Here is a 23057-nt window from a genome sequence, read left to right as displayed (position 1 = left end):
GACTCTCCGATCTACGACCGGCTGGAGCGGGAATGGGTGCTGGCGGGCCGGACGGTGCCCCGCCCGCCGGCCCCGGCCGGATGGGAACGGGTCGAGCGGCGGGACCGCTCCGGACGGTCCTGACCGGTCCGCCGGCACCCGGCGGATCCGCCTCACCCGGGTCCGCCTCATCCGGTCCTCCCCTCCCCCTCCTCCTCTCCTGGGCGCCATCGCCCCGGGCCCCGTTGCCCGTGCTCAGCCGCTGCTCGACGGGGAGGAGCGGACCGCACCGGCCACACGGGTGGCCGCCGCGTAGGCGTGGCCGGCGCTGACGAGGGCGCTGAGCGCCGCGATCGCCCACACGAACCATCCCGCGTCCGCGACGGCGGCGCGGTAGGCGGTGGCGGCCAGCAGCAGGGACGAGGCGACGAGGCAGGCGACGGAGACGGCCGGGGGCACCGCGCCGAGGACCTCGGTCTTCGAGGCACGGTCGAACGACGTGCAGGCCCACGCGAGGACGACGACGGTGGTGACGTACGCCGCCGCCTCGGCCCCCGCCGGTGACGCGGGCGCACGGGCCGCGGTGGCCACCACGGCCGCGGTCTGGAGCTGGGTGACGCCCACGACCGCGTACACGATCCGGCCGGCGACCGGCGGGTTCGGCAGGCTCGTGCCGAACCACGAGGCGAGCGTCCAGAACGCGCCGGTGAAGACCACGACGTTCAGCAGGCCGGACCAGGTCACCGCGGACAGCGACGTCAGTTCGCCCGCCGCGGCGGCCAGCGCGCCCACAGCGGCCGCGGCGTACCCCCAGCGGACCGGGCCGGAGCCGCGGTCCGGGAAGCGCACGCCGTGGACGGTGAACAGCAGACCGCCGGCGCCCGCGCCGAGGGCGGGGAGCCAGCCGGGCAGGCCGGCGTCACCGGGAGCCGTCCGGAGGGCGGCGCCGAGCAGGCAGGACACCGCGAACAGCACGGCTCCCAGGGTCTGTGCGCCGCGTACGACGAACACCGGATAGTGCACCGGGAGCGGATCCGCGATCCTCCGGGCGGCCCAGGGGTCGTCCGTCCCGCCCCGGTCGAAGGCCGCGGACGCGGCCTTCCGCAGGGCCGCGACCCGCTCCTGCGCCGGCGGGAGCGCGTCCGTTCCGGGCGCCGCCCAGACCCTCACCAGGTAGGCCGACGTGGCGAAGACGACCAGGGCGGCCGTCAGGGCCGCCGCGGGGACGCCCGACAGGCCGACCGGCACGGTCGACGCCGCCTCCACGCGGTCCTGGAGCGGCCAGAGGGCTGCGGCGACGCCCAGCATCGGCACCGTACCGGCGCCGACCACGAGCCCGCTGCGCAGCGGCTCCCGCAGCCGGCCGGCGGCCCCGGCGGTGGCCGCCCCGGCGTAGACCAGGCCCGCGCCGACGAACCCGGCGGTCTCGACGGTGTTCCAGGCGTCCGCCTTCGCGTGTGCGGTCCCGAAGGCGACGATCTCCTCGTACGTGCCGTTGCGGGGGCCGGTGCCGGGGCACGCGTCGCCCGGGCGCATCACCTTCCCGTCGCACACCGGCGGTCCGGCGTACGTGGCGGTGGCCGCGTCGTGGGCCGCCGTCAGCGCCCAGGCGAGGACCAGCCATCCGATCACGAGGAGCACGGCGCCGATGGTCCGGCCCTGGGCATCCGTTACGGAGTCGGTCACCGCCGGGCCCCCCTGTTCCGCGCGGTGCGGCCTCCCCGGTCACCGGGGGACGTGCACGCCGCTACCGCGTCCGCTGCGAGCCACATCCTGGCACCGGGCCTCCTCCCCGCCGGGGCGGGGAGGAGGGGCGTCACCTGAACGAGCGAGCCGTGGAGCGGCTCTGACGAGGGGGATGGCGCGGTCGGCGGGCCGGGCCCGGCCCGTCCGAGCGGTTGCGGGATGCCCCCGCAGGTGCCGGTCGCATAGGGCGCCCACGGAGGCGCGGGTGAGCTGCTGGGACCGGGGGGAACAAGGAGCCCGCTCCGGGGAACGGAGACCCGGAGCGGGCGGGTGCACCCACCCCGTCAACGACCCGGAGCAGAATCGGTTCCGCAGAATCGGCCGCCGGTTGCCGGAATACGTCGCACCCGGACCCGGGTTGAGGCCCACATGGCAGACACCACGAATACCACGCACACGACGGACACGACGGAGTCGGCGAGCGGCCCGGGCACCGCGGACGCGCCCTTCGACCCGCACGAGCTGCTCGCGGGCAGCCGGCTCGGGGTCCTCGCAACCCTCAAGTCCGACGGCCGCCCCCAGCTCTCCCCCGTCCTGCCGTCGTACGACCGGGCCGCCGGGGTCATCCGGGTGTCGACGACGGAGGGGACCGCCAAGACCGCCAACCTGCGCCGCGACCCGCGCGCCGCGCTGGAGGTGACCGGCCCGGACGGCTGGACGTGGGCCACCGCCGAGGGCACGGTGACGCTCGTCGGGCCGGGCACCGACCCGCACGGCCCCGAGGTCCAGGCGCTGGTGGACTACTACCGGCTGGCCGCCGGCGAACACCCGGACTGGGACGAGTACCGCTCCGTCATGGTCTCGGACCGCAGGGTGCTGGTGACGATCGCCGTCGACAACGTGTACGGCGCATCACTCCGCTGACCGCCGCCCGGCCCGCCCCCGTAGCGGGACGGCGGGCCCCGCACGTGCGGCCGTACGACCGGGTCTCCACGACAGGTGAAACCCACTGGTTCGAGGGGCGGTTGGTACGAGGCAGCGAAAGCTGCACGTCGACCGGCACGGCGACCACGGGCGGCGCCGAGAACTGCACCACCGCGTACAGCCTCGCCCGCAGTCTTCCGGGGCACCCCCGCCGTTCCGGCGGGCGGCATCACCGTGGGCACGCGGGCCGTCTGCAGGTGACGAACCGCGGGCTCCCCGCCCCGGGCCGGTGGCTCCGCCGTTCGAGGGACCGTGCGGTGTGCCGGACGGCCCTACGGTGAACGGCGGCGCAGGGTCGTCCCCAAGGCCGCGTTCGGTGCGCGCCGGTGAGTCGTGAGGTTGGGGAGACGCAGATGCGCATGTTCAGAAGGATCGCTGTGGCGGGTACGGCGGCCGCCGCCTCCGCCGTCCTCTTCGCCGGGGGCGCGCTGGCGGCCGTACCGTACGCCGACGGCCTGGTCGTCAGCTCGGCCGGTGTCAAGGTCCGCGCCGGCGCCACGACCAACGCCCGTGTGGTCGGCTCCCTGCGCCCGTGGGAGAAGGTCAGGCTGTCCTGCCAGGTCCAGGCGAAGTGGGTCGAGGGCAACAACGTCTGGTACCGGCTGCACGGCCAGCCGAGCGGCTGGGTGTCGGCCCGGTACGTGCACAACTACACCGTCGTTCCGTGGTGCTGACGCACCATCCGTGACGGGGGGTGGCCGCGCGGCGGCGGGGGCTCCTCGCCGACCGCGCCGGCCGCGGGTCGTGCCCGGCGCCGTCGGCGCTGCGGGGTGCACGTCCGCCGTCCGGACCCGCCGGGCTGCGGCGGATCGCGCCGGGGTCCGTCGGATGCGCCGGTGGGAGGCGCCGTTCAGATCGAGCACCCCTCCCGACGCCCATCGCGCCCCCGGCGACACCAGCCGCGGCACCGCCGCCGCGACCTCCTCCGCCGAGGCGACCCGGCCGAAGGGGCTCTGCGCCCGGATCGCCGCGCCGTCGGTTCCGCTCAGCCGGGCCACCCCCTCGGTGTCGAAGAATCCGGGGGCCACGGACGCGACGCCGGTGCCGTACGGGGCGAGCGCGACGGCCGGCGACCGGCCGAGCGCGTGGGCCGCCTTCGTCGCCCCGTACGCGGCGTGGTCCGGACGCCCGCCCCGCCGAAGCCGGGCTGGGCCGCCGTGGACAGGGTGGAGATCAGCGCGAGCGGTCCGCCGGCACGGTCACCCGCCGGGTACGTCCAGCGCGGCCGCTGGGGCGCGCGATCCGGGCAGCGGCCCGGGGCGAGGAGGAGCACGATCACCGAGGCGGCCGCGCGCAGTCCCGCAGTCGTCGGGCGGCGGCCAGGGTGTCGGTCATGACGCCGCCGCGCACCATGCCGACCGGTGAAGCCGGGCGACAGCTGGGTGCCGGAGATGCCCAGCGCCCGCTCGCGCAGGGGGCCTTCGAGGGCCCGGCCGGTCAGGTGGTGCCGGATGAGCCGAGGGCCGTGACGGCCGCGATCATGCGGTCCCAGAAGCGGTCGGCGTCGAGGGTGACGGCGACCTGCGCGTTCACGGGGCGGTCCAGGTACCGGTGCAGGTCCACGACGGTGGCGCCGCGGGTGTAGCGCCCGTGCAGTTCCACGGTGACGTTCGCGTCCACGCAGCCGACGATCGACCGGTCGATGACCCGGGCCACCGCGACGGGGTCGTGCAGCGGCGGGTGGGGCATGCCCCAGAGGCGGTTGTAGGCGGAGGCGAAGTAGGCGAGGAGTCCGGCGCAGGTGTCGCCCAGTTCGGTGCCGAGGGCTTCGAAGCGGGCCAGGATCTCGGGCGTGGCCAGCGCCTGGTGGGTGACGTTGAGCCCGCACATGGTGACGGGGACCCCGCTGCGGAAGACGATGTCCGCGGCCTCCGGGTCGGTGTGGATGTTGAACTCGGCCGCCGGCGTGCGATTGCCGCGTTCGGTGGAGCCGCCCATCAGGACGATCTCGCGGATGCGGGCGGCGCTCTCGGGGTAGCGGGTGAGCAGCAGGGCAATGTTGGTCAGCGGAGCGGTGGGGACCAGGGTGACCGGCTCCGGGTGGTCCGTCAGGATCCGGTGGATGAGGTCCACGGCGTGTTCCGGGACCACGTCGACGGTGGGGTCCGGGAACCGTGGCCCGTCCAGGCCGGAGGCTCCGTGTACGTCGGCAGCGACCGCCAGCGGCTGGACCAGCGGCCGGTCACAGCCGGCCGCGACGGGGACGTCCGTGATCCCGGCGACGGTGCAGACCCGGCGGGCGTTGAGCGTGGTCTTCTCCAGCGTCTGGTTGCCGGCGACCGTGGTGACGGCCAGCAGGTCGACCGCGGGATCGGCGGCGGCCAGCATGATCGCGAGGGCGTCGTCGTGCCCGGGGTCGCAGTCGATGATCAACGGAACGGGCACGGGCGCTCCTCCTCGTCGGGGCCACGCCGGTACGGACACCTCCGGGCGGGCGTCCGCGGTGGACCCCCGGGCCCTTCGCCGGCCGGGCCGCCCGCCGTCGGTCGCGGGCACGGCACGACGATACGTCGGGGCGGTCCCGGCACGGTCCGGATCCGGCCGGGTCGCGCGGACGGCGGGCCCGACCGACCGAACGGCCGCGGTCCGCGGTCCGCGGTCCGCGGTCACGGTTCCCGGCGGTGGGCTCACGGCGGCGGGCTCACGGGTCACGGGTCACGGCTCACGGCTCACGGCTCACGGCGGCCTACCGGTTTCCCGGCCGTCCGAACCCCCGCCGTCCGTGTCGCTCGACCGGACCGCGGCCCCACAGCCACCCGTCGACACGCCGCGTCCGGGCGGGAGGTGGGGGTAGCCCCACCCCCGGGCCGGGGGTCTGGATCATGGTGGGGACCGGCGCCGGCCACGAGGCTGGGGGCATGAGACAACGCCCTTCCGTGCTTTCCACCCTGCTGCTCCTCGCGCTCGGGGCGGTACTCGCCGCAGCGCCCCCGGCCCCGGCGGTGTCGCCGGTGTCCGCCCTGGAACGGGGCGCCCACCCCTTGCGCACCACCGAACCCACCGGCGGCTTGGACGACCTGCGCCCCGTGGGCCGGATGGTGGGGGATGCCCGGGTGGTGGGCCTGGGCGAGGCCACCCACAGTTCGCACGAGTTCTTCACGATGAAGCACCGCGTCTTCCGCTACCTGGTCGAGGAGAAGGGATTCCGCACCTTCGCCCTGGAAGGCAGCTGGAGCACCGGACTGCGGCTCAACGACTACGTACTGCACGGCAAGGGCGATGTCCGGCAGATCATGCGCGAGGAGTTCCAGAACACGTACGTCTGGTGGAACAGCGAGGAATACCTCGGCCTCCTGCGGTGGATGCGCGCGTACAACGTCCAGCACCCCCGGGATCCCGTGCAGTTCATGGGCGACGACTTCGCCTACGCCGGACCGGAGCTCTACGACCGGGCGACCGACTACGTCGCCCGGACCCGTCCCGAGCTCCTGCCGGAGCTGGCCGGGCTGTACGACGGCCTGCGGCCGACGACCTCCGCCGACGCCTACATGAGCGCGTACCTGACGAAGCCGCCGGCCGAACGGCAGGAGAGGGCGAACCGGACCGGGCGCGCGCTGGCCCTGCTCGGTCGGCTGCACCCGGGTACCGGGTCCGTGGCCGACGGGGAGGCATACGCCTGGGCCGTGCAGCACGCCACCGCCATCGATCAGACGGCCAGGGGCTACGCCTTCGACTTCGCCGACCCCGCGCAGGTCGCGGCCTGCATGCGCTACCGGGACTCGGTCATGGCCCAGAACGTCGACTGGTGGCAGAGGAACACCGGGGACAAGGTGCTGCTGTCGGCGCACAACGCGCACCTGGCCCTGGAGACCCGCGACCCGGCGCAGTACCCGAAGGTGCAGGGCAGCTTCCTGCGCGACGCGCTCGGCACGGGCTACGTGAGCATCGGCACGACCTTCGACCGGGGCGCGTTCAACGCGACCGGCGACGACGGGAAGGTGCGCCGCCACACCGTGGGTCCGGCGCGACCCGGCGGCAACGAGTACGTCCTGGACCGGGTCGGCCACCGCGACTACGTCCTGGACCTGCGCGGCGCCCCGCCCGCCGCCCGTACGTGGCTCGCCACGGCCCGTACCACCCGGAGCATCGGCACCGCCTACACCGGGCCCGCGGGAGCCGAGTACCCGGTGGCGCTCGCGTCCGCGCACGACATCGTCATCCACCTGCACCGGATCACCGCCGCCCGGCTGCTGCCGGGCGGCCCGGCTCCCGCCGCGCGGTAGCCGGGTCGAGCCGGAGCGGGTTCAGTTCACCGCACCGGTCACCGGATCATCGTCGACCCGAGCTCGCCGGGCGTCTTCGGCACCCAGGGCGCGACCGCCGTGGCGTCCGCGGGGTCCGGCTCGGCCATGCTCACCCGCCAGACGGCCTTGTGGTCGACGCTCTGGGGCAGGACGTAGATCTCCTTGATCTGCCCGGTGCCGTGCAGGTAGAGCACGACGGTCTGCCGGTACGAACCCTCGTCGTAGAACTCCGCGGTGACCTTGCCCCGGGCGCCCTTGCCGAACGCGGCGATCCAGTTCTCGGCCGTCGTGCGGACGGCGTCCTCGTCCTGTGTGTCGTCCCCCAGCGCAGCCAGCTCACCCGGCCGCCCGTCGGCGATGCGCCACACCACCTGCTGGGTGATCCCCAGCGTTCCCGTGGACGGGAACCCGACCACGGCCAGCGGTGGATGACTGCCGTAGTCCCCGGCGTACGCGACGTCGTCGGCGTCGTACTCCGCCGAGCAGCCGGTGAGCAGGCCGAGCGCCAGGACGGCGGCCGACGCGATGCGGACGCTGCGGCCGGCGACGGCCCGTACCGCAGCCCTGTGGTTGTGCACGTGTCACCCTTGCGCTGACGAGAGCGCGCCTCCGGGACACGGACTGCGTTCCGGGCGGTCTCGATACGAAAGCAGCAAGGTAACGCGGACGCTCACGGCCCCCGATGGCGGGGCCGCCGGCGGCTCCCCGCCGGCCGGCGCCTCCGGCGTCAGGTCCCTGTGCGCGCGGCGGCGGCGGCGGAGGCGCAGTGTGCCGGCGGAGGCGGCCACCGCGAAGACCAGAGCCGCCGCGAGGGTCAGGAGCCACACCGGGGCGCCGCCCCACACCGTGAGCAGCTCGTCGTGGTGGATCACCCGCCGGTACGGGGTGTCCGCGGGCGCGGCGCGCAGTTCGTGGTCGGCGTCGATGCGGGACGGGTCCGGGAACCGCTGGTCGATCGCCGTCAGGAACACCGTCCCGGAACCCGCCAGTTCTGCGAGCGGGCCGTCCTTCGGCGAGACGGGGCCCGCGAACGTCACCTCCGGGGCGGAGCCGCCGATGCGGGAGGCGGGTTCCATGCGGTGCTCGGCCAGCACGTAGAGGCCCAGGGACTGCGGGGTCCGGGCGAGGCGGGAGAGCCGCATCGGGTAGACCAGCCGCGGACTCTCGAAGCGGATCTTCAGGGGGTCGAGGTCGCCGCGCAGCACCGCGTCCGGCCGGCGCGGGGCGAGCCGCACCGCGACGTACTCCCACTGCTGGTCCACGTACGGCTGGACCTCGGCGGCGAGCCGGTCGGAGAGCGTGAAGCCGTTGCCCTCCAGCCAGTTCTGCAGGGCGCGGGGGTCGGTGGCCGTGAGGCGGGCGACGTCGAAGTCGCCGAGCTGCTCGCGGCCGACGACGCCGACCCCCGTCCCGTCGCTGCCCGGCGGCGCGGCTCCCGCGCTGTCGCCGCGGCCCGGGGAGAAGGGCCAGTCGGAGTCCCGCGGCCAGAAGTAGCCGCGGGCCCGGCGCTCGGGCCGGGTGAGCGAGGCGAGTTCGCCGAACAGGGCCTCGTCGCCCAGTTCCACCGTCGCCCGCCCCGGCACCGGCATGATCCAGGCTGCCCGGCGCGCGTCGCCGTCGACGGTGAAGCGCATCACGATCTGTTCCGTACGGCCGTCCCAGCGCACCACCGAGGTCTCCCGGTCGACCCCGATCCGGGACTGCCCGCCGGGAACCATCGCCCCGCAGCCGCAGGCGTACGCCGGGCTGATCAGGGAGCCCAGCTGGGTCGCGAGCAGGGCGAACAGCAGCGCCAGGATCCTTCGTTTCGTCCACACGGGGTCTCAGACGACCGCCCGCGCGTTCCGGTTCCGGACACCCGCGCGGGTCGCGGCACGTACGCGACTCAGACCCGGGCCGACGCCTCCAGGCACCGGCGCAGCAGTTCCGGGGTGACCTCCTCCAGCGAGGCGGCGAAGGTCCGCGCCGCCGACGCCGGTACCGCCAGGAGCGACGGCACCACCAGGACCCCGCATCCGGCGGCCTCCGCTGAGGCGGCGCCGTCGGGCGAGTCCTCCACCGCCACGCACCGCCCGGGCGCGAAGCCCAGCCGGGCGGCGGCGGTGAGGTAGGGGTCCGGGTGCGGCTTGGTGCGCGCGGTGTCGTCGGCGGACACGGTGAACGCGAAGGGGACATCAGCCAGGGAGCCGCCCACCACCGAGTCCACGACCACCCGCGGCGAGGCGCTGACCAGCGCGAACGGCATGCCTTCGGCTTCCAGCGCGGCCAGCAGCCGCCGGGCTCCGGGACGTACGGGCGCCCCGGCGTCGACCCGGCGGAAGAAGTCCCGGGTGAGCGCGGCGGCGACCTCGGCCGCGTCACCCGCGCCCGCGACCCGTACCAGGTGGGCGGCGGTGTCCCCCACCGCCCGGCCGACCACCTCCGGCGCGTCCGCGTCGCTCAGCGCGTACCCGAGCTCGCGGGCGGTCTCCTCGGTCGTGTGCCACCACAGCACCTCGGTGTCGACGAGCGTGCCGTCCATGTCGAACAGGACCGCTCCGAGGGCGCTCACGCGGGCCCCGCCACCACGAGCACCGGCCGCGCGGCCAGGCCCATGGCGGCGCGGGTGCCGGGTGCCAGGTCTCCGGCGTCCCGCGAGGGCAGGTCCGCCTTGACCCGGACCCCACCGGGGAGTTCGAGGTGGAGCCGGGTGACGGAGCCGAAGAAGGAGGCGGAGACGACGGTGGCGTCGCCGTCGGGGTCGGCGCTCGCCGTCACGTTCTCGGGGCGCACGAGGACCTCGACCTCCGTGGTGGCCGGCACCGGGCCGTCCACGGGCAGCCGTACGCCCGCCACCTCCACGAGGCCGGAGCCCGCGAGCCGTCCGGGCAGCCGGTTCATGGTGCCGACGAACTCGGCCACGAACGGCGTCGAGGGGCGCTGGTACAGCTCGGCCGGGGCCGCGCACTGTTCCAGCTTCCCCGCGTTCAGGACCGCGACCCGGTCGGCCATCGACAGCGCCTCCTCCTGGTCGTGGGTGACGAACACGGTGGTGATGCCCAGGGACAGCTGGAGCCTGCGGATCTCCTCGCGCAGGTTCGCACGTACCTTCGCGTCCAGCGCGGAGAGCGGTTCGTCGAGCAGGAGCACGCGCGGGCGCAGGGCCAGGGCGCGGGCCAGTGCGACGCGCTGCTGCTGACCGCCGGACATCTGGTGTGGGTAGCGGTCGCCGTGCTCCGGCAGGCCCACCAGGTCGAGGAGTTCGGCGGCGCGCTCGCGGCGCTGTGCCGCGCCGACCTTGCGGACGCGCAGGCCGAAGGCGACGTTGTCGCGGGCGCTCAGGTTCGGGAAGAGGCTGTACGACTGGAAGACCATCCCGGCGTCGCGGCGGTTGGCCGGGACGCGGGTGATGTCCCGCCCGTCGACCAGGACTTCGCCGGAGTCCGGCTGCTCGAAGCCGGCGACCACGCGCAGGGCGGTGGTCTTCCCGCAGCCCGACGGGCCCAGCAGGGCGAGGAGTTCACCGGGCTCGACGGTGAGGTCGAGGCCGTCCAGCGCGACGGTGGAGCCGAACGCCCGGCGCAGGGCGCGGAATTCGACGCGCGCGCCCGCGGGCGCGGCGGAATCGGCGGGCTTCCCGGCCGCGGGGGCGGTGGTGGGCGTGGTGGACATGGGCTCAGGATTCCTTGCGGGAGGTGGTGGCGGGTGCGGCCGCGGCCGTGGACGGGGCGACGCCCGCCCGGGACAGGGCGAGCAGCAGCAGCCAGGTGATGAGGAGGCTGAGGACGGAAACGGCGACCGACATGCGGGCCTGCGCTCCGGAGATCGACACGATCCAGACGGCGAAGGGCTGGAAGCCGAGGAGGGAGGCGATGGTGAATTCGCCGAGGACCAGGGCGAGGGTCAGGAACGCGGCTCCGGCGAGCGCGGCCCGCAGGTTGGGCAGGAGGACGCGCAGGACGACGTACGGCCAGCTCGCGCCGCAGCTGCGGGCGGCCTCGACCAGGGTCGGCACGTCGACGGCGCGCAGGCCGGCGTCGAGCGAGCGGTACACGAACGGCAGGGCCAGCACGGTGTAGGCGAGGACCAGGACGACCGGGAAGCTCTCGTTCTGCACGGCCAGGAAGGTCTGGTAGAGCGGGGTCCGCGACAGGTGCTCGGGGCCCCAGCGCAGGACGGTGGTGATCCCGGTGACCAGGGCGATCGGCGGTACCACCAGCGGCAGCATGCACATCACCTCGACGACCGGCCGCAGCCTCGGGGAGCCGATGCGTACGGCCACCAGCGCGGGCACCGCGAGGAGCAGGGACAGGGCGATGGTGGCGGCGGCGAGTCCCAGGGAGAGCAGCAGGCTCTCGGTGAAGCCGTCGGCGGCGAGCAGTCCGGTGTACGCCTCGAAGGAGACGCCCTGGCCGGGCACGTGCACGGTGAAGACGAAGGAGGCGAGGAGCGGCAGGACGAAGTAGGCGCCCGCGAGGGCGAGTACGGCGCCGCGCCAGACGCGGGGCCGGCGCCGGGCCCGGAGCGCGGCGGGGCGGGGGGCCGGGGTCCCGGCGTCGGCCGCCGGGGTCGTCCGGGCGGCGGTCGGGGTCATCGCAGCCATCGGGCGCTCCGTCGCTGGAGGGGCAGGTAGACGGCCATGACCAGGCCGGCGATCAGGATCATGTCGAGGCCGAGGGCGAGCGCCACGTTCTCCTGGCCGGTCAGCACGTTGCCGGACAGCGCGTCCGCGATCTTCAGGGTCACCAGGGGTACGGATCCGCCGACGAGGGCCGCCGCGGTGGCGTGCGCGGCGAAGGCGGTGCCGAAGAGCAGCACGAAGCCGCCGAGCAGCGAGGGGGCGAGCACCGGCAGGCCCACGTGGCGCCAGAACTGTCCGGCCGTGGCGCCGCTGTTCTGGGCGGCCTCGCGCCATTGGGGGCGCAGTCCGTCCAGGGCGGGGGCGATCACCAGCACCATCAGGGGGGTGAGGAAGTACAGGTAGACCACGGTCAGTCCGGTGAAGGAGTACAGGTTCCAGCCGAGGCCGCCGAGGTCGGCGAGCCGGGTGACGACCCCGGAGATCCCGACCGTGGCGATGAAGGCGAAGGCGAGGGGGACGCCGCCGAAGTTGGCCAGGACGCCGGAGGCGGTGAGGGCCGCGCCGCGCAGTCCCGCCGAGCCCGAGGTGACCACGGCCTGGGCGATGACGACGCCGAGGACTCCGCCGATCAGCGCGGTGAGGGCGGAGAGCTGGACGCTGCCGACGAGCGAGCCGAGGTAGGGGCCCTGGAGGGAGCGGGCGAGGTGCTCGCCGGTCAGTGCGGTGGCGCCGGTCGACGGGTCGCTGCGGGTGACGGCGCCGAAGGCGATGGCGCCGAGCGGGATCCCGAAACACAGGCCGGTGAAGGCGAGGAGGGGGAGGACGGCGAGCCAGGTGCGCGGGCCGCGCCGCCGGCGGCGGCTGGCGCCGCCGGCGGTCCCCGTCGGGTGGGGGGTGGTGGAGGTGGCGGACATCAGGAGAGGGCCTTGTCCCACTTCTCGGCGAGGGCGGCCTTGGCCTTGTCGAGCTCCTCGGACGCGGGGAACGCCGGGGTTCCCTGGACCTGGGGGAGCTTGGCGACGGCGTCCTTGTCGGCGGTGCCGTCCTGGGTCATGGCGGGCAGCAGCACGGGGCGGGCGTAGCCCTTCAGCCACAGGTTCTGGCCCTCGGCGCTGTACAGGAACTCCATCCACAGGCGGGCGGCCGCCGGGTTCGGGGCCTCCTTGTTGATGGCCTGCGAGTAGAACTGGGCGAAGACCCCGTCGGTGGGAACGGCTACCTTCCAGTCGACGCCCTTGCCCTTGAACTGCTCGGCGTAGCCGGCGTTCAGGTAGTCCCAGTCGATGGAGATGGGCGTCTCGCCCTTCTCGACGGTGGCCGGCGTGGACTCGACGGGGATGAAGTTCCCGCTCTTCTTCAGCTGGCCGAAGAAGTCGATGCCGGGCTGGATGTCGGCGAAGGAGCCCTTGTTCGCGAGTGCGGCCGCGTACACGCCGCCGAAGGCGGAGCCGGACTTGGTGGGGTTGCCGTTGAGGGCGACCTTGCCCTTGTACTCGGGCTTGAGCAGGTCCGCGAAGGTCTGCGGGCAGGTGGGGACGCGTGCGGCGTCGCAGCCGATGGAGACGTAGCCGCCGTAGTCGTTGTACCAGCGGCCGTCGGCGTCCTTCTGACCGGCGGGGATCTTGTCCCAGGCGGCGACCTTGTACGGGGCGAAGAGGTTCTCGGCGGCCCCGCTGCGGGCGAAGGCGATGCCGAGGTCGAGTACGTCGGGAGCGCGCTTCTGGCCCTTGCGGGACTTGACGGCGGCGATCTCGTCGGAGCTGGAGGCGTCCGGGTTCTCGCTGTTGACCTTGATCTTGTACTTGGCCTCGAAGGCCTTGATGATCTCGCCGTAGTTCGCCCAGTCCGGGGGCAGCGCGATCACGTTCAGCTGGCCCTCCTTCCGGGCGGCGGCGGTGAGGGCCTCCACGGAGCCGAAGTCGGCCACGGAGGTCGCGGCGCCCGGCTGCTTCGCGTTCTTCGCGTCACCGGCGGCACCGGCGGGCTGCGGGTCGGGGGCGGCGCCGCACGCGCTGAGCGTGGTGAGGACGGCGGCACTGAGCAGTACGGCCGCACCGCGACGGGCGGAGGAACTGAGCACGGTCTCTCCCGGAGACGAATCCAAAAGGGGGCGTTCACTTGTCTGAACAAGTTGACTCCAGTTCGCCCGGGCCCGCTGTACGGACGGTGAACGGCGCCCGTCGCCGGGAGCACGGCTCGGGGAAGAGACGAGAATGGCCGGAAGCAGACGTGCCCGGAGCTGCTGGACTGATCATGGAGGGGCCGGGGTGCGGGTCCGCCACCCGACTCGCAGCACCCGGCACACACCGCGACGAGGGAGCGAACGGCATGGGCACGGTCCGGTACCTGGAGATCGCCGCAGCGCTGCGCGTGGCGATCGCCTCCGGCGAGCTCCCGGTGGGCGGACAGCTGCCCTCCGAGAGCGATCTGGCGGCCCGCTGGTCCGCCTCGCGCGGCACGGTCCGCCAGGCGGTCGCCACGCTCGCCGCGGAGGGCCTGATCGGCTCCCGGCAGGGGGCCCGCCGGATCGTCCTGCGGCACGAGCGCCGGCACAGCTTCGGCGAGTTGAACAGCTTCGCCCAGTGGGCCGAGGGGGTCGGGCACGAGGCCGGGAGCCGCTTCCTGTCCCGGGTCCGCCGGCCCGCCACGACCGAGGAGGCGGACCGGCTGCACCTGGCGCCGGGCACCGGGATCCTGGCCGTGCTGCGGCTGCGCCTGCTCGACGGCGAGCCGGTGATGGTGGAGCGGACCGCGTACGCCGACTGGGTCGCGGCGGCGGTCGAGGCGATGCCGGAGGACTGCCGGTCCGTCATGGACGCCTTGGCCGAGGGCTCCGGGGTGGTGGCCCACTACGGCGAGCACCTGATCGACGCCCTCGCGGCGGGCAGCGAGGACGCCCGCCTCCTGGGGATCCGGCGCGGCAGCCCGCTTTTGCGCCAACGGCACGTCTCGGCGACGGCTGCCGCCCGCCCGATCGAATGGTCCGACGACCGCTACAGGGCCGGCAGCGTGACGTTCAGTGTGAGCAACTCAGCGGTAGCAACCCCGCTGGAACGCCGCCCGGGAGGCCACTGACCCCCTGAGCTCTTTGTTCAACCGTGTCACCCGGCCTGGGCCCGGCCACGGTGTCGGTGCGCTGACGTATCCTTCCGGCCACCGCACACCGACTCGGAGGACCGAGACACTTGTCTGCCCTGCCTGCTTTCCCCCTGCCCTTTCACGCGTCCCGCTCCATAGCTTTCGCAACTCCCCGAACCTTGCGGGAACTTCAGATGATGCAGTGCAGCTCGCACATCCGGTCGAAGCCGGGGTGGTTCGACAAGATGAACGATGCCGGCATCGTCGGCAGGTGGACACAAGAAGCAGTCGCCCAAGGCCTCACCGCAGCACAGGTCCGCTACGTACTGGCCGAACTCGCCCATTACGCCGCGCTGCGCGACGGACGAACGGGCGTCGAGGTGTCCGCCGTCGACGGCGTGTGGCAGTCGGACTCGCTCGTCGACGACACGCTCAGGTCCCGGCTGCGCGACGCGGTCCGGGTGCTGGAACAGGTGCCGGCGGCAGAAAGGGACTGGCATCCCGGCTCCGACGGCCAGGTGTTGGATCTGGTCCATCCCTCGCTGTTCTGCCTGGTACGGGAGGCGAGCGGCGCACCCGAGGACACCTGGCAGAACCCGACGGACCGGTACTCGAAGTACGAGTTCTCAGAGAAGTTCCAGTGGCTGCCCACGGACGTCGATGTCAGTGACGACGGCGATGTCGCCTTCCGTTCCTACGTCAACAACGTCCACCCGCACACGCATCGAGAACTGGCCGCCGTCCTGCCGGACGTGTTCGCGCGCATACTCCCGCTGCTGGAGAACGTGCTCACCGATCTGCGCCATCCTCGACCCCTGCGGATCGAAGCCGACCCCTACGGGTGGTACGCATCGGAGCCGGAGCGTCCGGACGCAGCCGCGTACAGCGATGCCGCGGCCTACACGGAAGCCCGCCACGCATGGGACGAGGCCAGGGACGACTGGTGGGAGAACCGCCGTCCGGTCGTCCCGGACGCCCCGGCCTTCACCCCGCCCGAGCTGCCCGGCGCATCCGCCCGGGTCGACCTGCGCGGCCGCCGTCTCCAGGTCATCGTCAAGCTCGCCACCATTCACCTCACCCCGGACAAGCCCGAGTACTCCGGCGGTTCCTGGCATGTCGAGGGGATGCTGAACGAGCGGATCGTCTCGACCGGCATCTACTACTGGGACAGCGAGAACATCACCGAAAGCCGGCTGAGCTTCCGGGCCGCGCTCGATGATCCGGACTACGAACAGAGCGACGACAACGGCATGCGCGAGGTGTACGGCCTGGAGAACGAGGACGCGCTGAACCAGATGCTGGGATCGGCATCGACCCCCGCGGGCCGCTGCCTGGCGTTCCCGAACGTCCTGCAGCACCGCGTCGGCCCCTTCCGCCTCGAAGACCCCACCCGCCCGGGACACCGCAAGATCCTCGCGTTCTTCCTGGTCGACCCGTCGCAGCGGATCGTCTCGACGTCCGACGTGCCGCCGCAACAGCCGTGGTCCGCCACCTCGACCATGACGCTCGAACAGGCGGAGAACTATCGCGAACAGCTCATGCGGGAACGCAAGTTCTTCGTCGACGAACACAACGAGCAGCTCTACGAACGAGAATTCTCCCTCTGCGAGCACTGAGCCTCCCCTCCTCACGCCCTCGTCCCGTCCGAACACGAGGGCATCAGGCGGGACGTCCTGGCGGCCCCGGAGGACCAGCGGACCGGCAGCCGCCGGCCTCTGTCAGCCCCTGCACCTAGGCTGTCGGAAGGTTCGATCAAGGAGCAGGGCTGTGCGAATAGAGCGTCACCAGGTAAGCGCGGCCGTCATATCGGCGGCGCGCGAGGACTTCACGAACCGCATCGGCGGTGAGGTCCGGTCCATGTCACGGGGCGGCCGGATGGCCACCTACGAGTGGCAGGCGATCGCGGAGGAGTTCCTCGGCTACCTGGGTGCGCTCTCCGTCGAGACGCCCGACCTCGACACCCCGGAGGCCAGGGCCGCCCTCAAGGACGCCTCCGAAGCCGCGGCCGGCGCCGTCGCCTACGCCGCGTACCACCCGCACTGCAGCTTCCACGTCTTCCTGGAGTACGTGAACTTCGGCATGAGCTACGACCCGGGCGATGACGCACCCGAGGAGGGCATCACGACCGGGGAGTGGATCGACGCCCTGTGCCTGACGGTCCTGCGGGACAAGGCGGCGTTCCACGGCGAGGCCTTCCACTTCGCCCGGCAGAAGTTCGCCGCGCGGGCACAGGGCACCCCCGCCGGCGAACTCGCCACCGGGCTGGCGGCCCTGGTCCTCGACGACACGGGCGACGACGGGGAGTATCCGCCGAGCGCGCGGGCCAGGCTCGCCGCCGTCGACGCGGCCCTGGACCGTGTCCGCACCCGCGACACGGAGACCGGCCGGCCCCTGCTGGAGCGGCCGGACGGTGCGGCGCTCCACGCGGTGCGCGCGCTGGTCGCCGAGGACCGGAAGGCTTTCGAGGGAGCGCTCGCCGGCCTCCTGGCCGGGCACGCCGCCCAGCAGGGCCCCGCGGCCTCTGCGCGCACACTGCTCCCGCTCGTCCCCATCGCTCTCGCCGCGCTCGCGTACCGGACGCTGGGCTGGGCACCGGCCGTGAGCACCGACTACCTCCCGCACGCCCTGATCACGAACTTCGAGACCCGGGGCCCGCGGGTCGCGGGGTTCGGCCGGAACCGGAGGCCCGACGCGGTCGCCGCGCTCGCCGCGGGCCCGCTGGTGGTGGAACGGCCGGCCTGCGAGCGGGACGGGATCGCGCGGATCGAGGCCATGTACGAGAAAGACCTGCGCGAGGCGTTCACCCCGGTCGACGGGGAGCCCCTCCCGGTCTGGCGTCTCGGCGACGCCATGGGTGATCAGCGGCGCCTCTTCAAGTGGCGGGCGGGGAACCCGGGCGACGTCACGGACGCCCAGCTCGCCACCCTTCGCCTGGCCTCCGGCCTCGGGGCGGCCCTGTTCCGCATCGCGCTGGCGGAGCCCGGCACCGAGGTCGAGGTGACCATCGGCGGCCGCACGCTGCGCTACCGGGCCGAGCGGGGCCACGAGGCCGGTGCCGGGAACTGGCAGACGGCCACCGCCTTCGCCCTGATCAGCGGCGTACGCGAGGATCTCGTCCCGCTGGTCCTCACCGGCCCCGCGTTCGCCCGCCCGGACGGCTCCGCCTTCACCGCGTACCGCGAAGCCCTGCACGCGTACCTGAAGGGCGACGAGCCCGAAGCGGCTGCCCGGCGGGCGCTCCAGGAGGCCGAGAAGGCCGAGGACTGGGGTTTCGCCATGTCGCCGGCCGTGCTGCTGTCGCAGCTGGTGGAGGGAGACGAGGAAAGCTTCAACCTCGCCCTGGCCGACGCGCTCGAAGCCCATCGCGCCTACTACCAAGTCGCCGACCGCGCCGACGGTCCGGACGCCTCGCTCGACCTCGACGTCCTGGCCCTGGCCTGCCACGCCCGCCGCCGCGGCTGGGCGATCCGAGTCGATTCCCCCTACCTCCCGCAGGACCTGCTGCGGGCCGCCGAGCCCTACTAGAGGGTGTCACCGGACCCGCCCCTGCCGGCCGGCTCGGGCGCGGAACCGACCCCGTGGGACGCGGCGGCCGAGGTGCTGTCCCGGTTGTGCGGCGACATCGATCGCACCTCCGTGCTGCTGTGCCCGGAGGCCTGGATCGCGGCCGGGGCGGAGCGCTACCGCAGGCTCGCCGCCCGCGTCCGCGGACAGGACGCGGGGGGGGGAGCCCCGCTCAGCGGCGGCCGGCGGCCAGGATGACGAGGAACTGGCCGCCCCCTGACTCGATGTCGGCGGTGACCGGCATCCCCGGTACCAGGCGGGAGAACCGGTCCACCAGCCAGTCCGCCGCCTCCTGGGCGTCCTTCCTGGTCGGACAACGGCCCACCATCTCGCGGCCACCCTTGCGCCCCAGCCTGTCGGCAACGGCGATCAACGGCGCGGGTTCGACCACGTACAGGCGCTCCGGCCAGGCGATGACCACCTTGACCGCACCCTTGCGGCTGTTGCACCCGCGGTGCGCGAGCCGTTCGACGACCTTGGCCTTACGGTCGGCCGTCCGGCTGTCGACACTGGGCCCCCGCGGGTCGTTCACCGACTCGTCCGGGTCGACCGGCTCGTCACACACCCAGCATCGCCAACCATCGCGCTCGGCCACATCATCGAGAAGACTCATCCGAGCAAACTAGCCTGCCCGGCGGGCACCCGCGCACCAGGGCCGGGCCATGCCGGGCCGGCGGCAGGTCGACGTGGAAGGGCGACATGGAATTCCTGCGCGAGGAGGGGCACCGACTGCTGCTGAGTTCTGTCGGGCTCGTCACCCTGTCGGTGTGCGCGGCTCTCGCGGTGCGGACGTACAGCCGATGGCTTCTCATCCGCAGGACGTTCAAGGAAGGGCTGGTCACCGAGGGCAGAGTGCTGGATGCCTACGTCCTGTCCGGAGACCAGGGCCGAGCGGGCCCGCAGCACGCCATCGTGGGCTTCCGCGCGGTCGACGGGCACGAGTACCGACTCGACATCGACACCGGCCGGCGACGGCCCCTGGGTGCGCGGGTGCGACTGCGCTACCTCCCGTCGAGCCCGGAACGCGCAGTACTCGCCGAAGCGGGACCGGGCACCCTGCGCGCCGTGCTGACCCTCCTGCTCCTGGCGGTCGTCGGGCTGTTCGGGTTCCTGCTCACGGTGCTCGGACTGCTCTGACACGGTGCTGCCGGCAAGTGCGTCCGGGCATCCGGGCGTCCGCCGAAGTCGATCACCGCGCCGAGCCGGCCGCCCACGGTCGGCAGGTTGCCGGTCCGACCGTTCCCGGCTCCGGGGTGAGGAGGCCTGCGTATCCGTGGAAGGCGTTCGCACCGCCTCCTCGCGGGGGCGGGTGCATGTGCTGGGGCGGCTGCGCCGTCCCGGCCTGCGACACGATCATGTTCTTCGTGGCGAAGGGGAATTGCTATCGTCACGGGATTGCCGGCCCGACGGGCCGATCGGGGAATGCCGAGGGGACGCAGCATGGAGAATCCGCCGCAGCAGCCGGCGTCGCCGCCGTACGTGCCGCCGCCGTACGTGCCGCCGCCGTACGCGCCGCCGCCGGCCGCGAGCCCCTCCCGGGTCAAGATCTGGGCGGCCGGTGCCGCCGTGGTGAGTGCGATCGCGGGCGTCGCGACTGCCGTCGCCGCGTTTTCCAACGGGCCCTCCCAGCCGGCGGCCGTACCGCCGCCCACGTCGTCCGCCGTCGGCGGCCAGCCGTCCCAGAGCCCCGAGAACGTCCCCGCGACAGGCGCCGACGGGGCCGCGGCCGTGGCCGTCCGGTGGTCGGGCAAGGTGGTACTGGGGCTGGAGGGCCTTGACCTCTCGCAGGTACCGCCGAGCAAGGGCACCAGCCTCGGCGTCCGGCCCGCCGCCGGGCGCAACGGGTCCAGTTCGATGGAGGTCAAGGGCACCGTCGCCCTGTGGGAGAACACCGGGGACCCCACCCCGCAGGGGTGCAAGGACCTCCTCGCCAGCCAGTCGCGCAACGCGATCGTCGTGGCGGAGGGCGACAGCGTGTGCCTCGTCAACGAGGCGTCCCCGATCGCCCTTCTGAAAGTCACCGCGACCCGCTACAAGGAGGGCAGTTACGGGTTGATCGAGGGTCAGTTGACCGTCTGGAACCTCCGCGCCGCCCGGTAACCGTCAGGTGGTGGGACGGAGCGGGCGGACCGGGGCGGCTGCGCCCCGCCGGCCCCTTCAGGTGCGGTCCGTGGGGAACTCGGTCAGCAGAGGCAGGAGGTCCGCGTCGCGGGCCAGGAGGAGTCCTCCACCGACACGGCTCCCGAACCATCCCAAACGGCGCGTATCAGTACGCTGGGGGGCCGCTCTTCTGTCCGGTCGCGAAGGGAGCGATGAGTCTGTGCCGCCCGGACAGTCTCACCCCTGCTGTCACCCCACCTCAGGAGGAACACGTGGCCCAGCTGTTGAGAGTCCAGAACTTCAACGTCTCGAGCGACGGCATCGGAGCCGGCAACGACCAGACACTCGAAAGGCCGTTCGGTCACGTCGAGCCCGCGAGACTGTTCGCCTGGGCGGGGGCCACGGCGAGCTGGCCCATGCGCACCGCCCCCGGCGGGAGTCGTGGCCTGGACGACTACCTGACGCGGGACTACGCGCGCAACATCGGCGCCGAGATCATGGGCCGCAACAAGTTCGGACCCCAGCGCGGGCCCTGGCAGGACCACGAGTGGCAGGGCTGGTGGGGTGACGAGCCGCCGTTCCGCACCCCGGTGTTCGTCATGACCCACCACAAGCGTCCTTCGTTCACGCTCTCCGACACCACGTTCCACTTCGTCGACGACGACCCGGTCACCGTCCTCGAGCTGGCCCGGGAGGCGGCGCAGGGCAAGGACATCCGGCTCGGCGGCGGGGCCACCACCATCCGGCAGTTCCTCGACGCGGATCTCGTCGACACCCTGCACGTGGCCGTCTCGCCGGTGAAGTTCGGGTCCGGAGTACGGCTGTGGGAGTCTCCCGACGAGCTGCTCGACCGGTTCCACCTCGACGTGGTTCCCAGTCCGAGCGGGGTGACCCACCACCTGTTCTGGCGGAAGTGACCGCTCTTCGGAGCAGGCTTGCGCGGCCCTCCCTCCCGTGTCGCCCTTGTCCGCACCAGCCGCGGCCGGTGCGGCCGGTGCGGCCGGGTGACAGGGCATGGCCCGCCCGGCCGTGAGTACGGCCGGGACGGTTTCCGCTCCGCCCCCGGCCGTGGATGTTCGTGGTGCCGGCCTCGGGGCGACACCGCCGTGGGGCGGGACGGACGGAGCAGCACACCGGGTTCGGCGGTCAGCCGGTGCTCAACGGCCTTGCAGGGACTTGACGTTGTCGCCGAAGCTCCAGCCCTTCGAGCCGTCCCAGTTGATCGACCACGTCATGAGCCCCTTCAGCGAGCCGCCGAACGCGTTCCACGCCTGGCCGACGAGGGCCGGCGTCATGTGGCCGCCCCCCGCGCCGGGCTGGGCCGGGAGGCCGGGCACCTGCTTGTCGTAGGGCACCGTGATGGTGGTGCCCTGGATGGTCAGGCCGTTGTTCAGGCACGTGGTCTGCGCCGTGAAGCCCTGCACGGTCCCGGCCTGGTAGGAGTCGCCGGAGCAGCCGTACATGCTGCCGTTGTAGTACTGCATGTTCAGCCACCACAGCCGGCCGTTGTCTGCGTACTTCTTGATGATCGGCAGGTACGAGCCCCAGATCGACCCGTACGTGACGCTTCCGCCGGTGACGTACGCGGTCTCGGGGGCCATCGTCAGGCCGAAGCCCGCGGGCATCTGGGCCAGCACGCCGTCGATGATGCGCACCAGGTTGGCCTGGGAGGCGGACAGCGTGTTGATGTTGCCGCTTCCGGTCAGGCCGGTTTCGATGTCGATGTCGATGCCGTCGAAGTTGTACTTCTTGAGGATCGGGACGACGGTGGCCACGAAGCGGTCGGCGACCGTACGTGAACTCAGGTCGATGCCTGCGGTGGCGCCCCCGATGGACATCAGGATCGTCGCCCCGGCCGCCTTGGCCCGGCACATCTCGGCGGGGGTCGAGACCTTGACGGTCGCGTCCATGCCGTCCTCCCACAGGACGGTGCCGTCAGAAAGGATCACCGGGAAGGCGGCGTTGATGACGTTGTATCCGTGCGCGGCGATCCGGCTGTCCGTGATGGGGACCCAGCCCATGCCGGGATGGACGCCGTTCGCGGCACCGTCCCAGTTCTCCCAGTACCCCTGCAGCACCTTGCCCGCCGGCTTGGGCTTCGTGGGGCAGCTGTCCCCCGGCGGCGGAGTGGTGGGCGGGGTGCCGGTCGGGGTCGGCGTCGGGGTGGGGGTGGGGGTGGGGGTGGGGGTGCCGCCGCCGGGGCCGGCGAGGGACACGTCATCCGCATGGAACGCGGGCTGCCCGTACCAGCCGTGCAGGTGGACGGTCACCGAGGTGGTGCTCGGCCCCGTGGCGAAGCCCACGCTGAGCTGGCTGTACGACGGGCTGTTCGGCGTCCAGGTGGACGGGGCGCTCGTGAGGCCGGTGCCGGTGGCGCCCAGGTGGACGTAGCTCCCCTGGACGTAGGCGCTCAGCGTGTACTGGGAGTTGGGCTGCACGCTGACGGTCTGCGTGCACTGGGCCTTGTCCTGGGCGGTCGGCGTGGCCTTGAGCGCGGAGGTGCCCGTGCGCACCGGGCTGCCGACGGCCGCTCCGGAGCCGCCGGAGCAGGTCCAGCCGGAGAGCCCGTTCTCGAATCCGGCGTTGGCCACCAGGTTGGCGGTGGCGGCACCGGCCGTGACGGAGCCGGCCACGGCGAGGCCGGCGGCGATGACGGCAGCGGCGCTCAGCCCGGCGAGGGAACGGCTCAGGACGCTCGGCCCCCGGCCCGCATGGCGCGGCGACGAACGTGAAGTACGCGGCTTCCGAGGGAACATGGTGTGCTCGCTTCCCGCCGAGCGCCATGGACATGACCGGCGCGTGGGGGCGTGACGCCCGGCTCTGGGTGAGGTGCGGACAGGTGGGGCTGTGCCGGACCGGAT

Annotated in this window: 21 protein-coding genes and 1 pseudogene; 10 read left to right on the top strand and 12 right to left on the bottom strand. The window is 73.2% G+C overall.

All coding sequences use genetic code 11. From position 1 onward, the window contains the following. Positions 1–234 precede the first annotated feature (234 nt). Positions 235–1665, bottom strand: coding sequence for a hypothetical protein (locus ACFWW8_RS16720; RefSeq protein ID WP_386529281.1), 1431 nt, complete (start codon positions 1663–1665; stop codon positions 235–237). 429 nt (positions 1666–2094) lie between these two features. Between ACFWW8_RS16720 and ACFWW8_RS16715 the strand changes: the two genes are divergently transcribed. Further along, entirely contained in the window at positions 2095–2589 is a 495-nt protein-coding gene (locus ACFWW8_RS16715; protein WP_386529278.1) for a PPOX class F420-dependent oxidoreductase, read from the top strand. 413 nt (positions 2590–3002) lie between these two features. After that, entirely contained in the window at positions 3003–3323 is a 321-nt protein-coding gene (locus ACFWW8_RS16710; RefSeq protein WP_386529275.1) for an SH3 domain-containing protein, read from the top strand. A gap of 153 nt (positions 3324–3476) precedes the next feature. On the opposite strand, the pseudogene ACFWW8_RS16705 reads toward ACFWW8_RS16710, so the two are convergent. Beyond that, positions 3477–3779, bottom strand: a pseudogene (locus ACFWW8_RS16705) (SDR family oxidoreductase); the annotation flags it as partial. A gap of 307 nt (positions 3780–4086) precedes the next feature. After that, a complete protein-coding gene (locus tag ACFWW8_RS16700; RefSeq protein WP_386529272.1) occupies positions 4087–5034 on the bottom strand; it encodes a nucleoside hydrolase in 948 nt (315 codons plus the stop codon). Between the two features lie 473 nt (positions 5035–5507). Between ACFWW8_RS16700 and ACFWW8_RS16695 the strand changes: the two genes are divergently transcribed. Next, positions 5508–6872, top strand: a complete 1365-nt coding sequence (locus ACFWW8_RS16695) for an erythromycin esterase family protein (protein WP_386529269.1) — start codon at positions 5508–5510, stop codon at positions 6870–6872. 38 nt (positions 6873–6910) lie between these two features. On the opposite strand, the gene ACFWW8_RS16690 is transcribed toward ACFWW8_RS16695, so the two are convergent. The 7 genes from ACFWW8_RS16690 to ACFWW8_RS16660 form a co-directional block, all read right to left on the bottom strand. After that, positions 6911–7471 carry a hypothetical protein gene (locus ACFWW8_RS16690; RefSeq protein WP_386529266.1) on the bottom strand — a complete coding sequence of 187 codons (561 nt, stop codon included), beginning with the start codon at positions 7469–7471 and terminating at the stop codon, positions 6911–6913. A gap of 3 nt (positions 7472–7474) precedes the next feature. Then, a complete protein-coding gene (locus ACFWW8_RS16685; RefSeq protein ID WP_386529263.1) occupies positions 7475–8710 on the bottom strand; it encodes a DUF2330 domain-containing protein in 1236 nt (411 codons plus the stop codon). A gap of 68 nt (positions 8711–8778) precedes the next feature. Continuing rightward, entirely contained in the window at positions 8779–9444 is a 666-nt protein-coding gene (locus ACFWW8_RS16680; RefSeq protein WP_386529260.1) for an HAD family hydrolase, read from the bottom strand. After that, entirely contained in the window at positions 9441–10544 is a 1104-nt protein-coding gene (locus ACFWW8_RS16675) for an ABC transporter ATP-binding protein (protein WP_386529257.1), read from the bottom strand. Before ACFWW8_RS16675 ends, ACFWW8_RS16680 begins: the two co-directional genes overlap by 4 nt. A 4-nt stretch (positions 10545–10548) precedes the next feature. Next, entirely contained in the window at positions 10549–11466 is a 918-nt protein-coding gene (locus ACFWW8_RS16670; protein ID WP_386529543.1) for an ABC transporter permease, read from the bottom strand. Further along, entirely contained in the window at positions 11463–12368 is a 906-nt protein-coding gene (locus tag ACFWW8_RS16665; RefSeq protein ID WP_386529254.1) for an ABC transporter permease, read from the bottom strand. Before ACFWW8_RS16665 ends, ACFWW8_RS16670 begins: the two co-directional genes overlap by 4 nt. Further along, complete coding sequence (locus ACFWW8_RS16660; protein WP_386529251.1) at positions 12368–13534, bottom strand: ABC transporter substrate-binding protein; 1167 nt, start codon at positions 13532–13534, stop codon at positions 12368–12370. Before ACFWW8_RS16660 ends, ACFWW8_RS16665 begins: the two co-directional genes overlap by 1 nt. Before the next feature lie 248 nt (positions 13535–13782). Between ACFWW8_RS16660 and ACFWW8_RS16655 the strand changes: the two genes are divergently transcribed. From ACFWW8_RS16655 to ACFWW8_RS16640, 4 genes are all read left to right on the top strand, one after another. After that, complete coding sequence (locus ACFWW8_RS16655) at positions 13783–14529, top strand: GntR family transcriptional regulator (protein WP_386529248.1); 747 nt, start codon at positions 13783–13785, stop codon at positions 14527–14529. Positions 14530–14639: 110 nt separating this feature from the next. After that, positions 14640–16148 (top strand): DUF4246 domain-containing protein, encoded by a 1509-nt coding sequence (locus ACFWW8_RS16650; protein ID WP_386529245.1) that lies wholly within the window; start codon positions 14640–14642, stop codon positions 16146–16148. A gap of 151 nt (positions 16149–16299) precedes the next feature. After that, the gene (locus ACFWW8_RS16645) at positions 16300–18057 is read left to right on the top strand and encodes an Imm49 family immunity protein (protein WP_386529242.1); all 1758 of its coding nucleotides are present in this window, start codon (positions 16300–16302) and stop codon (positions 18055–18057) included. Between the two features lie 3 nt (positions 18058–18060). Further along, positions 18061–18294: a hypothetical protein gene (locus tag ACFWW8_RS16640; protein WP_386529239.1), complete on the top strand. Its 234-nt coding sequence runs from the start codon at positions 18061–18063 to the stop codon at positions 18292–18294. Here ACFWW8_RS16640 and ACFWW8_RS16635 read toward each other — a convergent pair. After that, the gene (locus ACFWW8_RS16635; RefSeq protein ID WP_386529236.1) at positions 18269–18709 is read right to left on the bottom strand and encodes a hypothetical protein; all 441 of its coding nucleotides are present in this window, start codon (positions 18707–18709) and stop codon (positions 18269–18271) included. The two genes, ACFWW8_RS16640 and ACFWW8_RS16635, sit on opposite strands and share 26 nt — an antisense overlap. Positions 18710–18795: 86 nt before the next feature. Between ACFWW8_RS16635 and ACFWW8_RS16630 the strand changes: the two genes are divergently transcribed. From ACFWW8_RS16630 to ACFWW8_RS16620, 3 genes are all read left to right on the top strand, one after another. Then, positions 18796–19233, top strand: a complete 438-nt coding sequence (locus ACFWW8_RS16630) for a DUF3592 domain-containing protein (RefSeq protein ID WP_386529233.1) — start codon at positions 18796–18798, stop codon at positions 19231–19233. Positions 19234–19536: 303 nt separating this feature from the next. Continuing rightward, on the top strand, positions 19537–20196 hold the full coding sequence (locus ACFWW8_RS16625) for a hypothetical protein (RefSeq protein ID WP_386529230.1): 660 nt from the start codon (positions 19537–19539) through the stop codon (positions 20194–20196). 272 nt (positions 20197–20468) lie between these two features. After that, positions 20469–21113, top strand: a complete 645-nt coding sequence (locus tag ACFWW8_RS16620; RefSeq protein ID WP_386529227.1) for a dihydrofolate reductase family protein — start codon at positions 20469–20471, stop codon at positions 21111–21113. A gap of 240 nt (positions 21114–21353) precedes the next feature. Here ACFWW8_RS16620 and ACFWW8_RS16615 read toward each other — a convergent pair whose 3' ends face one another. Beyond that, positions 21354–22952 (bottom strand): carbohydrate binding domain-containing protein, encoded by a 1599-nt coding sequence (locus tag ACFWW8_RS16615; protein WP_386529223.1) that lies wholly within the window; start codon positions 22950–22952, stop codon positions 21354–21356. Positions 22953–23057: the final 105 nt, after the last annotated feature.

Source organism: Streptomyces sp. NPDC058701 (assembly GCF_042715295.1).
Lineage (GTDB): Bacteria > Actinomycetota > Actinomycetes > Streptomycetales > Streptomycetaceae > Streptomyces.
Note: the sequence above shows the minus strand (reverse complement) of the source record. Positions and strands in the feature narration are given on the sequence as shown.

Excerpts from the sequence above, each read along its gene's own strand:
- ACFWW8_RS16655 (WP_386529248.1), top strand. The coding sequence starts at position 13,783 with ATGGGCACGGTCCGGTACCTGGAGATCGCCGCAGCGCTGCGCGTGGCG.
- ACFWW8_RS16635 (WP_386529236.1), bottom strand. The coding sequence starts at position 18,709 with ATGAGTCTTCTCGATGATGTGGCCGAGCGCGATGGTTGGCGATGCTGG.
- ACFWW8_RS16625 (WP_386529230.1), top strand. The coding sequence starts at position 19,537 with ATGGAGAATCCGCCGCAGCAGCCGGCGTCGCCGCCGTACGTGCCGCCG.
- ACFWW8_RS16675 (WP_386529257.1), bottom strand. The coding sequence starts at position 10,544 with ATGTCCACCACGCCCACCACCGCCCCCGCGGCCGGGAAGCCCGCCGAT.
- ACFWW8_RS16710 (WP_386529275.1), top strand. The coding sequence starts at position 3,003 with ATGCGCATGTTCAGAAGGATCGCTGTGGCGGGTACGGCGGCCGCCGCC.
- ACFWW8_RS16665 (WP_386529254.1), bottom strand. The coding sequence starts at position 12,368 with ATGTCCGCCACCTCCACCACCCCCCACCCGACGGGGACCGCCGGCGGC.
- ACFWW8_RS16630 (WP_386529233.1), top strand. The coding sequence starts at position 18,796 with ATGGAATTCCTGCGCGAGGAGGGGCACCGACTGCTGCTGAGTTCTGTC.
- ACFWW8_RS16695 (WP_386529269.1), top strand. The coding sequence starts at position 5,508 with ATGAGACAACGCCCTTCCGTGCTTTCCACCCTGCTGCTCCTCGCGCTC.
- ACFWW8_RS16715 (WP_386529278.1), top strand. The coding sequence starts at position 2,095 with ATGGCAGACACCACGAATACCACGCACACGACGGACACGACGGAGTCG.
- ACFWW8_RS16615 (WP_386529223.1), bottom strand. The coding sequence starts at position 22,952 with ATGTTCCCTCGGAAGCCGCGTACTTCACGTTCGTCGCCGCGCCATGCG.
- ACFWW8_RS16670 (WP_386529543.1), bottom strand. The coding sequence starts at position 11,466 with ATGACCCCGACCGCCGCCCGGACGACCCCGGCGGCCGACGCCGGGACC.